The organism is Shinella zoogloeoides (assembly GCF_022682305.1).
GTDB classification, from domain to species: Bacteria; Pseudomonadota; Alphaproteobacteria; order Rhizobiales; family Rhizobiaceae; genus Shinella; species Shinella zoogloeoides_B.
In genome coordinates, this window is record NZ_CP093528.1 from 2,841,033 (window position 1) to 2,853,059 (window position 12,027).

The window sequence follows — 12,027 nt, forward strand, 5'->3', positions numbered from 1 at the left end:
GCATTTCTCAAACTATCGTCAACGGCGGCTGCAAAACCGCGCCGTCCCTTCCCCGCACCCTATCATAACGCTTCCGCGTCCGCCTTCATTCGTTCGGTGGGGGTGGGAAGCGCGCGCATCCGAGAACATCCGCGAGGGCATGGGCGACCGGCAGGTCGAAGCGAGGCAGGAAATGCGCATAGGGCGCGATCACCGGCGTGACGGCGGCATGGCCCGCCGCCACCGCGCCGCCATCCTCGAATTTCAGGCACGGCGCGGTTCGTGCGGCCCGCAAGGCTGGGCCATGCAGCGCACCGGCCGCCGCGCCGCAGGCGCAAACCACGACCGTCCGCTCCGTCCGGTTGCGCACATGATAGCGTCCGTCCCATGTCCCGGCTTCGCCCGCCGCAAGGACGAGTGGCGCGATACCCCGCTCCTCACGATAGAGATAGAGGCCATCCCGCCGGCGGTCGAACACCACGCGCCCCGCCGTCAGCCGCGACAGTGTGCCGCTGGCGAGGAACGATCGGAGGCGACCGGCGGAGCGGGCTTCGAGCGTGTGGACCCGCCCCCCTACCGTCGCCGCCAGCAGCAGCAGGCCCCGCCAGGCGGCGGAATCGGACAGAACGGTTTCGACGGCGGATACGGCAAGGACGAAATGCGCACCCTCCGCCCGCGCATTATCCGCCAGGAACGCCGCCGCGCGCGCGGCCAGCAGGGAGCGCCCCTCGCCGGCCGGCAACAGCGGCGCGGCATCGCCCTCGGCCCGCAGGCGCACCCGCTCGAAGCGAGGATTGTGGTTGCTCGGATCATCGATCCAGCCCTCATCCCTTTCAGCAAGGAAGTCCCGGATCGCGGCGCGTCCGACGCCGAGGAACGGCCGCAGCAGCCAGACGGCGCCATTCAGCAGCACGCCATCCGCCATGCCGGAAAGGCCGACACCCTGCTGCGCGCGGGCCGCGCGCATGGCGACGGTTTCGTGCTGGTCGTCCAACGTATGAGCGGCGACGATGGCGTCCGCGCCGCCTTCCCGCGCGGCATCGACGAGAAGATCGTAGCGCATGGCACGGGCGGCGGCCTGCAGGCCCGTCGCGGGTTTGGCCCCTTCCCAGCGGCGGATCGCATGCGCGATGCCGTAGCGGTCGCAGAGCGCGCCGACGGCAAGCGCCTCCTCGGACGAGCCGGCGCGCAGGTCATGATCGACGGTACAGGCGGAAAGGGTGATGTGCGGATAGCGCCCGGTGGCGCAAAGCGTGGCGAGGGCCACAAGAAGCCCGGTCGAATCGCTCCCGCCGGAAATGGCGATCAGGAGCTTTGCGGGGCGTTTGAAACTGGCAAGCAGATGGCCGGCTGCCTCGACGACGGGATTGTCCGCGCGGGCCACGGCCTTCGCTCCGTCCGCAATCAGCAGGACAGGCGGCTCTGTTCGGAGGAAACCTTGGCCTTCACGGCCTTCGAGGCGCTGGGGTAGCGCTTGCTCACCTCGCGCAGCGTGGCGCAGGCGGTTTCGCGGTTGTCGAGGGCGGCGAGCGACATGCCAAGCTTCAGCAGCATTTCCGGCGCCTTCTTCGATTTGCTGAAGGTCTGGTGGGCGTTGAGGAAGGTCTTGGCCGCGTCGTTGAAGTTACCCTGCGAATATTGCGCCTCGCCGAGCCAGAAATTGGCGTCCGCCGCCTTCTCGCTGCTCGGGAAAATATCGAGGTAATCGCGGAATTCACGTTCGGCGAGCTGGTAGTCGCCCGTCAGCACATGGCCGTAGGCGGTCTGGTAGAGGTCGTCGGGATTGTCGAGGGAGGCGGTCGCGGATCCCGAGGCCTGTGGCTGGCCGCCGTCGACGCCGGGCAGCGCGGCGCTCTGGTTGTTCAGGTCCGGATTGGCGTCCGCGCCGATCGGATTGCCGTTCTCGTCGAACTTGATCGAGCCGAGTTCCTGCGGCTGGGCGCCACCGCCGTCCGGCGTGGCGAGGGGGTCGGTTCCGGCGACATCGTCCGCCGGAACCGTGTTGGATGCGGTCTGCTGGGTGGCGGCGCCGCTATCGAGAGGCTTTTCGAGCGCACCGCTCTTGCCCTTCGCGCCGCCCTTTCCGCTTTCGAGGTCCTGGAAGCGATACTCGTTGTCTTCCTGAGCCTTGCGGATCTGCTCCTGCATCTGGAGAAGCTGGTAGCTCATCTCCTCGATGCGGCCGTTGAGGGTGCGGATCTGCTCCTCGAGCTGGCCGACCCGCGGGTCCATGGCCTGGGCCAGCACAACGTCGCGGTCGCCCGCCCGTTCCTGCTTGGCTGGAAGGAAAGCGCTCGTCAGTGCCGTGAGCGGCGATGCGCTGAGCGGTCCGACGGTGCCCGCCACCGCTGCGAGACTGAGAACGCCTGCCGCGACAAGTTTCTTCATCTATCTTCGTCCTGTTGGTCCAAATTGCGCGCCGAAGCGCCGCCGAAGAGTTTTCCAAATACTCTCAAAAAGCAACGGAGTTCGGCCAAAGTGTGTTGAAAAAAGAAAGGCGGCCGAAAGGCCGCCTTCCATCCCGTCCCGAAGGGCGGAATTACATGCCCGCGCCACCGAGAACGGTGACGGCGCGGCGGTTCTGCGACCAGCAGGAAATGTCGTCGCAGACGGCGACCGGCTTTTCCTTGCCGAAGGAGATGGTCTTCATGCGGGCTGCCGGCACGCCGCGCGAAGCAAGGTACTGGCGGGTGGATGCCGCACGGCGCGCGCCGAGCGCGAGGTTGTATTCACGCGTGCCGCGCTCGTCGGCATGGCCTTCGATCGTGATCGCGAAGTTCGGGTAGCGCTGCAGCCACTGGGCCTGGCGGTCGAGCGTCGCGGCGGCATCGGCACGGATCGAGGTGGAGTCGGTGTCGAAGAAGATGCGGTCGCCGACATTGACGGTGAAGTCCTGCGGCGAGCCGGGCGTCGCGGCGCCTGCGCCGCCGCCGTTGAGGCCGAGGTCGCCGGCGCTGTTCGGCAGGTTCTTCTTGGAAGCGCAGCCTGCCAGCGCGAGCGTCATGACAAGCGCGATGACGGCCGGGTTGCGGGCGATGGTCTGCATGCGGCCAGCGGCCGGGGTCTGAATGCGGCTCATGAGCCGGTCTCCTTGCATCAGGTCTTGCGTCAAGTTCGTTGAATCGCGGGTTTCAATCAGGGTTGCCAGACTGTAACCGCGCTCGGTTAATCCCTGTTCAACGAGTATGGTTAACGATTGCTTGTAAGACCGTCCCCGGCCCCTCGCATTCTCAATTCACTGTCGCGTTTCCGAAGGCCAAGCTGCTGCGCGCTTTTGCCGGAATCGCCTGAAGACGCGTCTGCCGCGCCTCACCGCCGCCTGACTTACAGGACTTTGCGGCAAGAACGCGGCAGGCACGCCTCATATCGGAATGGCTGCTATTCCAGAAGCGGCGACCAGGCCGGGTCGGACGCGAAGCCCTTCGTCTGGACGAGCTGCTCGTTGTAGCCGGAAAGGTCGATCGAGTAGATCTGCGGACCACCCGAACCGGCGGCCTGGCGGAAGAACATCAGCACGCGGCCGTTCGGCGCCCAGGTCGGCCCCTCGTTGTGGAAGCCGGTGGTCAGGATACGCTCGCCCGAGCCGTCCGGCTTCATCACACCGATGGAGAACTTGCCGCCCGACTGCTTGGTGAAGGCGATGAGGTCGCCGCGCGGGGACCAGACCGGCGTGGAATAGGAGCCGTCGCCGAAGGAGATACGGCGCTGGCCGGAACCGTCGGCACCCATCACGTAGAGCTGCGGCTTGCCGCCCCGGTCGCTTTCGAAGACGATCTGCGTGCCGTCCGGCGCATAGGAAGGCGCGGTGTCGATGGCCGCGGTCGAGGTGAGCCGCGTCGTGGTGCGCGAGCGCAGGTCCATCGTGTAGATATTGGCGTTGCCTTCCTGCTGGAGGCTCATGATGACCTTCTGGCCATCCGGCGAGAAGCGCGGCGAGAAGGTCATGCCCGGGAAGTCGCCGACGACCTCGCGCTGCCCCGTCTCGAGCTGGAGCAGGTAGACGCGCGGCTGGTTGCCCTCGAAGGACATGTAGGTGATTTCCTGGCGGTTCGGCGAGAAGCGCGGCGTCAGGACGAGCTCGTTGGAATTCGTCAGCGCGCGGGCGTTGAAGCCGTCCTGGTCCATGATGGCGAGCTGGCGCTTGCGGGCCGTCTTCGGGCCGCTTTCGGCGACATAGACGACGCGGGTGTCGAAGTAGCCCTTTTCGCCGGTTAGGCGCTCATAGATCGCGTCAGCGATGATATGGGCGACGCGGCGCCAGTTTTCCGGCTGCGTGTAGAACTGCTGGCCGGTGAGCTGCTGGCCGGCGAAGGTGTCCCACAGGCGGAACTCGGCACGAAGGCGGCCGTCGCCCTCCTGCGTCACGCGGCCGGTGACGAGGGCCTGCGCGTTGATGACCTTCCAGTCGTCGAAGCGCGGCGGCTGGTCCGGGTTCGAGATCTTCTCGATGAAGGCCTGCTTGTTGACCGGGGCAAAGAGGCCGGACCGCTTCAGGTCCGCCGCGATGACCTCGGAGATGCGCTGGCCGAGGTCGCCGCCGGCAACGAAGTCCGTCACCGCGATCGGCAACGGCTCGACGTTACCCTTGTTGATGTTGATTTCCACAAGCGCCCAGGCCTGCGGCAGGGAGGCCGCGAGGCCGGTCAGCACGACCAGCAAACGGAGGAGATTGCGTCTGAACATCTATCTAGGCCTTCCTAGTTCTTACATCATTTGGCTGGGGTCGAAGTTCACGACGACTTCGCTCCAGGCGTCATATTTCTCAGGCGGCAGCCCCTTGAAGGGCCGCGATTTCATGATGGCGCGGCGTGCACCGCCGGCCAGCGCCCGGCGCGCGGCTTCCGAGCCGCCCGTCGCCGTCACTTCCGGCTCGCCGATGATGTCGCCGTTCTGGTCGAGCTGCATCTTGACCTGGATGCGCACGTCGGCGGCATCGGCAAGGCCGGGGATGATCGACCAGTTGTTCTGGATCTGGCCGCGCAATGCGTCCATCTCGCTGAGCGAGAGCTTGCTGCCGTTGGACGGCTTCGAAACGCCGAGCGCCGCCTGTTCCTGCGAACGCTTGGCGCCGCCGCCGGCAGCCTTTTCCTTGTTGAGAAGCGCGGAGATCTCGTCGGCGTTGAAGTCGCTGTCGTTCATCGACGTCGCCTTCTCCTGCTTCTTCTTCTGGTCCTTCTTGCGGTCCGGCGTCTTGGCGGTCTCGGCCTTGGCCGTCTCCACCTTCTTTTCAGTTGGCTTCTCGGCGGTCTCGGTCTTCTTCGCCTCGACCTTCGGCTTCATCTCGGGAAGCGGCACCTTGTCCGGCAGCGCCTCGGCGTCCGGGGTCTCGGCCGGCTTTTCCTCGGCGGGCTTGGCGTCGGGCTTCGGGTCCGGCTTGACGTCCTGCTTGGCCTCGGCAGCGGCGGCGACCTCGGTCGAGGGTTCGCTCGCCGGCTCTTGCTGCTTTATCTCTTCGGGCTTGCTGTCGGGCGTCTGGACGACCTTCTCCGCCTTTTGCGGTGAGGCCGCCGTCTCGACGTCGCGCGGCTTTGCCTCCGGCGTCGGCAGCTTCTTCAGGTCGATATCGTTCTCGCCGGCATTTTCCGCATTCTCGACCGGCGTCTGCTTCTTGGTCGGCGTCGGCGCGGCCTTTTCCTTCAAATCGGCTTTCTTGTCGCCCTGCTGGAGCTGCGTCAACTCCTCGATCGACACGACGTCGACCGGCAGCGCCTCGACGTTTGCGACATCGAAGCTCTCAGGGCTGCCGAGCGAAACCAGCGCCCAGGTGAGAACCAGGGTGTGGAGCACGGCGGATGTGGCGAGGCTGCCCTTCATGGCGTGCGATCAATTATCCGGTTTCTGCTCGGTGACGAGGCCGATATTGGTGAAGCCGCCACCCTGGATGCGCGACATGACGTCGGCGATCACGCCATAGGGCGCATTGCCGTCGCCACGCACGAAGACGCGCTCGGTATAGCCGGTAGTCGCCACGGCCTGCAGTTTGGCGGCGATCTCCTCGACCGGGATCGGCGTTTCCTGCAGAAACACCTGCCCGTCGGCCTTGACCGAGACGGTGATCGGCTGCGTATCGGCGTTGAGGGCCTTGGCCTGCGTCTTCGGCAGATCGATCGGCACGCCGACCGTCATCAGCGGTGCGGCCACCATGAAGATGATGAGCAGCACCAGCATGACGTCAACGAACGGCGTCACGTTGATCTCGCTCATAGGGGCCTTCTTGCCGCCGCGGCGACGGCGGCCACCGCCCGAATTCTTTGCTCCGACTGACATGCCCATGGCGTCGTCTCCGTCTCAAGCAGTTCCAGCAAAAGTGTGAAGCGGTTTTGCGTTCGGAACTGCGGAAAATATTGATGCCGCGTTACTGCGCCGCGGCGCGCGGCTGCAGCTTCTCGTCGATCTGGCGCGAGAGGATGGCCGAGAACTCGTCCGCGAAGCCTTCCATGCGCGCCGTCAGCTTGCCGGCGTCGGCGGAGAACTTGTTGTAGGCAATAACCGCCGGAATTGCGGCGAGAAGGCCGATGGCCGTCGCCAGAAGCGCTTCGGCGATACCGGGCGCGACAACCGCAAGGCTCGTCTGCTTGGAACCGGCGATGGCCTGGAACGAGGTCATGATGCCGACGACCGTGCCGAAGAGGCCGACGAAGGGCGCGGCCGAGCCGATGGTGGCGAGCGAGCCGAGGCGCGCTTCCAGCGTTTCGGATTCACGCGACAGGGTCACGTCCATCGCCCGGTCGATACGCATCTGCAAGCCGATGGGCGATCGCGCCCCGCGCTCGAAACTCTTCTTCCATTCCCGCATCGCCGCCACGAAGATGGCGCTCATGCCGGAGGTCTGCCGGTCGGAGAGCGTGCGGTAAAGCTCCTCCAGCGACTGGCCAGACCAGAAGACCTGCTCGAAGCTGTCGAGCTGGCGGCGCGCCTTGCCATAAGTCACCGTCTTGTCGACGACGATGGCCCAGGTCCATACCGACGCGGCGATCAGGCCGAGCATGACCAGCTTCACGACGAATCCGGCCTGCATGAACAGACCCCAAAGGGTCACGCTGCCTGCCGCTTCCAAACCCACTTGTTCCATAGACCTATGTCCCCGAATCCAAACACCCGGCACGGGCCTTTGCGGCTCGAACCGGGTTCCATTCACGCCTTTGCGGTCTCCTGGGAGGTGGATATCGCATCGGCATTCACAAAGCGTGCGTCACAGGCAGGGATCGAGATCCGCAACCGCTTCGCAGCCCGTCAAGAATGTCCGGTTGATGCCGCCGGCCGCCATGCCGGTCAAACGCTTACAACCTGCCTTCTTCACGGCAATTTTGGTTAAAGGATGACGTGCAGTGCACAAATCCCCTCTGACCGGCCGAGTAAGACATCATTATGGTTAAGGGACCGTTACCGCCGCTATGCGTCGGGGATTTCCCGACCTTTGGCAAGGAAACGCGCGGCCAGCGCCTCGGGCAGCCGGCGCGGCCGGCCCTGCCGGTTCACCACGGCGATCACCACCTTGGCCGCGATCAGCGGCGCGCCCTCGCGCTCCACGACCTGCTGCAGCACCATCTTCGCCCCGCCGGCCTTTTCCGTGACGGTGCGGATCGTCAGGATATCGTCCATGCGCGCAGGAGACTTGAAGTCGATCTCCATGCGATGCACGACGAAGGCCAGGCCCTCGGCATCGCTATCGAACAGGGTGGATTGCTCGACACCGAGGCAGCGCAGGTAATCCGTGCGGGCACGCTCCATGAAATGCAGGTAGCGGGCGTGATAGACGGCGCCGGAAAAGTCCGTGTCCTCGTAATAGACCCGCTGGACGAGTTCGTGCCCCGCTTCCTTCAGTTCGCCGCAAATCGAAAAAGTCGTGCCTGACATGGGTGCCCTCGATCAAGATGCCTGCCGACGGCCATTACAGGGTTCGCGCCCGATCCGCAAAGGCGATGTCTCCGGCCGTAACGAAAGAGGCCCGGCGCAAACCGGGCCTCCTGCGTCATCCGATGGAGCGGATCATGCCGCGATGGCTTGCCCCATGAGAGGACCCCGCGCCGACACACCGTCGCCGGAGCCATTCGGAACCACGAGAAGAACGCCATGCGACACCGCCGCGACGAGCGCGAGGATGAGCGCATAGGCAAGCAGGATCGTGGTCATCGGCACGACGAAGTTGAGTTGCGGCAGAGCGCCGAGCAGAAGCGGCACATACCAGGAGGTGGCCGAGATCGCGCCGGACGTCAGCAGCACGCTCTTCTGGCGCGTCGACATGCCCGCCAGCAGGGACCGGCCGATCTGCGCCTTGACCTTCGGCAGGATGACCGCATGGATGAAGAGGCCGTTGATCGTGAGGATCAGGACGATCAGCATCTTCGCCCAGACTTTTTCATTGCCGAATTTTATCGGCTCGAACGCGCCGTAATAGGCAAGGAAGCCGAAGCCCGTGATCCACAGGAGAAGGAGGCCGGCATTGACGATCTTGGAGCCGAAATCGAAGATCGCCCATCGCTCCGATGTCACCTTGCCGTTGAGGAAGAACCTGAAGATCATCAGGTCGAGAACGGTCGCCGCGCCGAGGCCGAGCGCGAGGCCGATGAAGTGAATGATGCGCAAGCCGGTCCTGATGGCCGCGACCGGGTCCAGGCTTAGCGTGTTGATCAGGTGCATGAGTCCCATTTCAGTGCCTTTCGGTTATGCGAAGCTCACACATCCACGCAGCACGAAAATGCACGCGAGCACCTTCGGCGGCGCAAGACGCCGTCGAGACAAACAGAGACAAACGCAATACTCTCCCTGGAAGCGTGTGACGCTTCGCCAGCCCATCCGCCCGGGGCTGCAATAGGCGGCCAATCGGTCCAAAACCCGGCTGGTTCACGGCCTAATCATGATTAACTAAAGAATAGAGAGCTAATTAAGCAGGATTCAATTTGAAGGTGCCGGCACCATTCGCATGTGCCAGCACTCCGCGAAAAAACCGCGCCCACCCCTCAATCCTCCTCGGAGAACAGCCGGAACTGCGTCGCCTCGATATCCTTCGGCGGCGTGAGGCCGAGATGCTTCCAGGCATTGGCGGTCAAGACGCGCCCGCGCGGCGTACGCTGGATGAAGCCCTGCTGGATCATGTAGGGCTCGATGATGTCCTCGATCGCGTCGCGCGGCTCGGAAAGCCCCGCCGCGATCGTCTCGATGCCGACAGGACCGCCGCCGAAATTGTGCGCGATCATCGAGAGGTAGCGCCGGTCGAGCTGGTCGAGGCCCATATTGTCGACGAGAAGCCGCGTCAGCGCCTCGTCTGCGATCTTCTGCGTCACCGCCTCCGCGCGCGCCACTTCCGCGAAGTCGCGCACGCGGCGCAGGAGACGGCCGGCGATGCGCGGCGTGCCGCGGGCGCGCCGGGCGATCTCGCGCGCGCCCTCGTCCGTCATGCCGAGGCCCATCAGCCGCGCGCCGCGGCGCACGATCGATTCCAGTTCCTCGACGGTGTAGAAATTGAGCCGCACCGGAATGCCGAAACGATCGCGCAGCGGCGTCGTCAGAAGGCCAAGGCGCGTGGTGGCGGCGACGAGGGTGAATTTCGACAGGTCGATCTTCACCGAGCGCGCAGCCGGGCCCTCACCGATGATGAGATCGAGCTGGAAATCCTCCATGGCCGGATAGAGGATTTCCTCGACGGCCGGATTGAGCCGGTGGATTTCGTCGATGAAGAGCACATCGCACTCTTCGAGATTGGTGAGCAGCGCGGCAAGGTCGCCGGCTTTCGCGATGACCGGACCGGAGGTCGAGCGAAAATTGACGCCGAGCTCCTTGGCCATGATCTGGGCGAGCGTCGTCTTGCCGAGGCCGGGCGGGCCGACGAAGAGCACATGGTCCAGCGCCTCGCCGCGGTTCTTTGCCGCCTCGATGAAGATCTTCAGGTTTGCGCGCGCCTCCGCCTGGCCGGTGAAGTCGTCCAGCGTCTGCGGACGCAGGGCCGTGTCGATATCCTCGCCGCGCTTGTCCGGCGAAAGCAGTCTCGTCTCGTCGCTCATTGAGCCCTAATCCCATTGTCCACGGTGGAAGGCAACCGCATCACCGCGACAATTCCTTGAGCCCGAGGCGGATGAGCTTGGCGCTGTCTGCGCCCTCCCCGCCATTCTTGAGCGCCGCCGCGACGGCATTGGCCGCCTGATCGCGCGAGTAACCGAGATTGGTGAGCGCCGAGACGGCGTCGGCGACCGGCGCCGAAGCGACGCCTTCGCCGATCTCCTGCTTAAGGCCAATCGTGGCCGAGGCCTCGCCGGCAAAGGCCGGAGCCTTGTTGCGCAGTTCCGTGATGATGCGCACAGCGACCTTCGGCCCGACGCCCGGCGCACGAGACACCGCCGTCTTGTCCTGCAGCGCAATCGCGTTCGCCAGCTCTCCCGGCGTCAGCGTGGACAGCACCGCCAGCGCCACCTTGGAGCCGACGCCCTGCACGCTCTGCAGCAGCCGGAACCATTCCCGCTCCAGCGCGGTCAGGAAGCCGAAGAGGCGGAACTGGTCCTCCCGCACATAGGTCTCGATGAACAGCACTGCCGCCTCCCCGACCGAGCCGAGCTTGCCGAGCGTGCGCGCCGAGCAATGGGCGACATAGCCGACGCCGTGCACGTCGAGGACGACATGATCCTCGCCGATCTCGTCGATGGTGCCTTTGAGTTTGCCGATCATGGGTGGGTCCGTCAGGGATGGGTTTCGGGGGAGATGATGTCGAGCGCGGGGAAGTAGGAACGGTAGCGCGCCACGTCCCGCGTAAGGAGCCGGTGAGAACGGACCGCAGCATGGGCACCGACCAGAAAGTCCGGCAACGTACGCTCGCGCAGACCACCCGCCCGACGATAGGCATAATGCGCCTTGCCGGCTGCGAAGGCCGCCTCATATGAAACGGATTCCCTGCGCATGCGTAGCCAGCCGAAGGCGAGGTTCAATTCCAGTTCGCTGAGCGGCGACGTCGCAAGTTCCGACCAGACAACGGGATGGAGCACCAGCTCTCCCTCCTGTGCGCAGCGCTTCAGCGCCGCCAGCGACCAGGCCCGCTGCGGCCGGTCCGGTCCAAGAATGTCGATGAGAACATTTGTATCAACGAGGGTTGAGGTCATCGCGCGGCCCCCGCAGCCATTCGAAATACTCGTCAGGCGTCATGCCGTCCAAATCCCATGTGCCTTGAACGCTGGCCGCCCAGGCATCGAAATCCTCGAACTCGGCCCTGCCGTCACCGACCTTGACCAGCATCACACCGTCTTTGGAAACAACGAAATCCACCTCGGAGCCGGGCTCGATGGCGAGCCGGTCGCGGATATCCTTGGGGATCGTCACCTGACCCTTTTCCGTCACACGCATGGTAATACCTCTGCGGTATTACTTATCGCCGCAACCGGAACAAGTCAAGAACAAATCAGCCCGCGAGCTTGGCGAGGCGGCCGGAAAGGCCCTGCCGGTTATGCGCATGGCAAATGGCGATGGCGAGCGCGTCGGCCGCGTCGTTACCCACGAAGGTGGCTTTCGGCATCAACACCTTCAGCATCATGTGGATCTGCTGCTTCTCGCCATGGCCGACGCCGATGACCGCCTTCTTCACGGCATTCGGCGCATATTCGGCGACGCGCAGGCCCGCGCGGGCCGGCACCAGCATGGCGATGCCGCGCGCCTGTCCGAGCTTCAGGGTCGCGGTCGCATCCTTGTTGACGAAGGTCTGCTCGACGGCGGCTTCATGGGGCTGGTAGCTGTGCACGATCTCGGCAAGCCCGTCATGCAACTGACAAAGACGCGAGGCAAGGTCCATGTCGCCATCGGAGGTCACGGTGCCCGAGGCAACGAAGCGCAGCGAGTTGCCGAGCGTCTCGATGATACCCCAGCCGGTGCGGCGAAGCCCCGGATCGATGCCGATGATGCGAATCGTTTCCTGCATGTCCAAACCCTAATCCCGTCAGGCCGACCCTGCCAGCGAAATGTGAACAAAACAAAAACAAAGCAATGCTTTGCGAATTCCCGGAAATCGTCGCTTGGATTTGAGAAAACTGAACCTACATGGGGAAGCAATCAAATTCTCTTACAAGAGGC

General features: G+C 64.6%; 14 protein-coding genes. All 14 read right to left on the reverse strand.

The annotated features are described in order from the left end of the window. Window positions 1–85: 85 nt before the first annotated feature. Window positions 86–1,363 carry a tRNA lysidine(34) synthetase TilS gene (gene tilS, locus MOE34_RS14155; RefSeq protein ID WP_242217839.1) on the reverse strand — a complete coding sequence of 426 codons (1,278 nt, stop codon included), beginning with the start codon at window positions 1,361–1,363 and terminating at the stop codon, window positions 86–88. A gap of 20 nt (window positions 1,364–1,383) precedes the next feature. After that, window positions 1,384–2,367: a tol-pal system protein YbgF gene (gene ybgF / locus MOE34_RS14160; protein ID WP_242217840.1), complete on the reverse strand. Its 984-nt coding sequence runs from the start codon at window positions 2,365–2,367 to the stop codon at window positions 1,384–1,386. Between the two features lie 151 nt (window positions 2,368–2,518). Further along, window positions 2,519–3,058: a peptidoglycan-associated lipoprotein Pal gene (gene pal, locus MOE34_RS14165; RefSeq protein ID WP_160785303.1), complete on the reverse strand. Its 540-nt coding sequence runs from the start codon at window positions 3,056–3,058 to the stop codon at window positions 2,519–2,521. 299 nt (window positions 3,059–3,357) lie between these two features. Beyond that, on the reverse strand, window positions 3,358–4,662 hold the full coding sequence (gene tolB, locus MOE34_RS14170) for a Tol-Pal system beta propeller repeat protein TolB (protein WP_242217841.1): 1,305 nt from the start codon (window positions 4,660–4,662) through the stop codon (window positions 3,358–3,360). 21 nt (window positions 4,663–4,683) lie between these two features. Further along, window positions 4,684–5,793, reverse strand: a complete 1,110-nt coding sequence (locus MOE34_RS14175) for a cell envelope integrity protein TolA (protein WP_242217842.1) — start codon at window positions 5,791–5,793, stop codon at window positions 4,684–4,686. Between the two features lie 9 nt (window positions 5,794–5,802). Further along, complete coding sequence (tolR, locus tag MOE34_RS14180; protein ID WP_242217844.1) at window positions 5,803–6,252, reverse strand: protein TolR; 450 nt, start codon at window positions 6,250–6,252, stop codon at window positions 5,803–5,805. A gap of 82 nt (window positions 6,253–6,334) precedes the next feature. Then, window positions 6,335–7,051 (reverse strand): protein TolQ, encoded by a 717-nt coding sequence (tolQ, locus tag MOE34_RS14185; RefSeq protein ID WP_242217845.1) that lies wholly within the window; start codon window positions 7,049–7,051, stop codon window positions 6,335–6,337. A gap of 320 nt (window positions 7,052–7,371) precedes the next feature. Continuing rightward, window positions 7,372–7,836 (reverse strand): tol-pal system-associated acyl-CoA thioesterase, encoded by a 465-nt coding sequence (gene ybgC, locus MOE34_RS14190; protein WP_242217846.1) that lies wholly within the window; start codon window positions 7,834–7,836, stop codon window positions 7,372–7,374. A gap of 132 nt (window positions 7,837–7,968) precedes the next feature. Continuing rightward, complete coding sequence (locus MOE34_RS14195) at window positions 7,969–8,628, reverse strand: hypothetical protein (RefSeq protein ID WP_242217847.1); 660 nt, start codon at window positions 8,626–8,628, stop codon at window positions 7,969–7,971. Between the two features lie 311 nt (window positions 8,629–8,939). Next, entirely contained in the window at window positions 8,940–9,980 is a 1,041-nt protein-coding gene (gene ruvB / locus MOE34_RS14200; RefSeq protein WP_242217849.1) for a Holliday junction branch migration DNA helicase RuvB, read from the reverse strand. A 40-nt stretch (window positions 9,981–10,020) separates the two neighbouring features. Then, window positions 10,021–10,638 (reverse strand): Holliday junction branch migration protein RuvA, encoded by a 618-nt coding sequence (gene ruvA, locus MOE34_RS14205; RefSeq protein ID WP_242217850.1) that lies wholly within the window; start codon window positions 10,636–10,638, stop codon window positions 10,021–10,023. Between the two features lie 11 nt (window positions 10,639–10,649). Beyond that, complete coding sequence (locus tag MOE34_RS14210; protein ID WP_242217851.1) at window positions 10,650–11,066, reverse strand: type II toxin-antitoxin system VapC family toxin; 417 nt, start codon at window positions 11,064–11,066, stop codon at window positions 10,650–10,652. Further along, window positions 11,047–11,307, reverse strand: a complete 261-nt coding sequence (locus MOE34_RS14215) for an AbrB/MazE/SpoVT family DNA-binding domain-containing protein (protein ID WP_242217852.1) — start codon at window positions 11,305–11,307, stop codon at window positions 11,047–11,049. Before MOE34_RS14215 ends, MOE34_RS14210 begins: the two co-directional genes overlap by 20 nt. Window positions 11,308–11,362: 55 nt before the next feature. Next, window positions 11,363–11,875 (reverse strand): crossover junction endodeoxyribonuclease RuvC, encoded by a 513-nt coding sequence (gene ruvC / locus MOE34_RS14220; RefSeq protein ID WP_242217853.1) that lies wholly within the window; start codon window positions 11,873–11,875, stop codon window positions 11,363–11,365. Between the last annotated feature and the right edge of the window lie 152 nt (window positions 11,876–12,027).

Coding starts and splice junctions, on each gene's coding strand:
- ybgF (WP_242217840.1), bottom strand. CDS start 2,367: ATGAAGAAACTTGTCGCGGCAGGCGTTCTCAGTCTCGCAGCGGTGGCG.
- pal (WP_160785303.1), bottom strand. CDS start 3,058: ATGAGCCGCATTCAGACCCCGGCCGCTGGCCGCATGCAGACCATCGCC.
- ruvC (WP_242217853.1), bottom strand. CDS start 11,875: ATGCAGGAAACGATTCGCATCATCGGCATCGATCCGGGGCTTCGCCGC.
- ybgC (WP_242217846.1), bottom strand. CDS start 7,836: ATGTCAGGCACGACTTTTTCGATTTGCGGCGAACTGAAGGAAGCGGGG.
- tolQ (WP_242217845.1), bottom strand. CDS start 7,051: ATGGAACAAGTGGGTTTGGAAGCGGCAGGCAGCGTGACCCTTTGGGGT.
- MOE34_RS14195 (WP_242217847.1), bottom strand. CDS start 8,628: ATGGGACTCATGCACCTGATCAACACGCTAAGCCTGGACCCGGTCGCG.
- tolB (WP_242217841.1), bottom strand. CDS start 4,662: ATGTTCAGACGCAATCTCCTCCGTTTGCTGGTCGTGCTGACCGGCCTC.
- MOE34_RS14175 (WP_242217842.1), bottom strand. CDS start 5,793: ATGAAGGGCAGCCTCGCCACATCCGCCGTGCTCCACACCCTGGTTCTC.
- ruvB (WP_242217849.1), bottom strand. CDS start 9,980: ATGAGCGACGAGACGAGACTGCTTTCGCCGGACAAGCGCGGCGAGGAT.
- ruvA (WP_242217850.1), bottom strand. CDS start 10,638: ATGATCGGCAAACTCAAAGGCACCATCGACGAGATCGGCGAGGATCAT.
- MOE34_RS14210 (WP_242217851.1), bottom strand. CDS start 11,066: ATGACCTCAACCCTCGTTGATACAAATGTTCTCATCGACATTCTTGGA.
- tolR (WP_242217844.1), bottom strand. CDS start 6,252: ATGGGCATGTCAGTCGGAGCAAAGAATTCGGGCGGTGGCCGCCGTCGC.
- MOE34_RS14215 (WP_242217852.1), bottom strand. CDS start 11,307: ATGCGTGTGACGGAAAAGGGTCAGGTGACGATCCCCAAGGATATCCGC.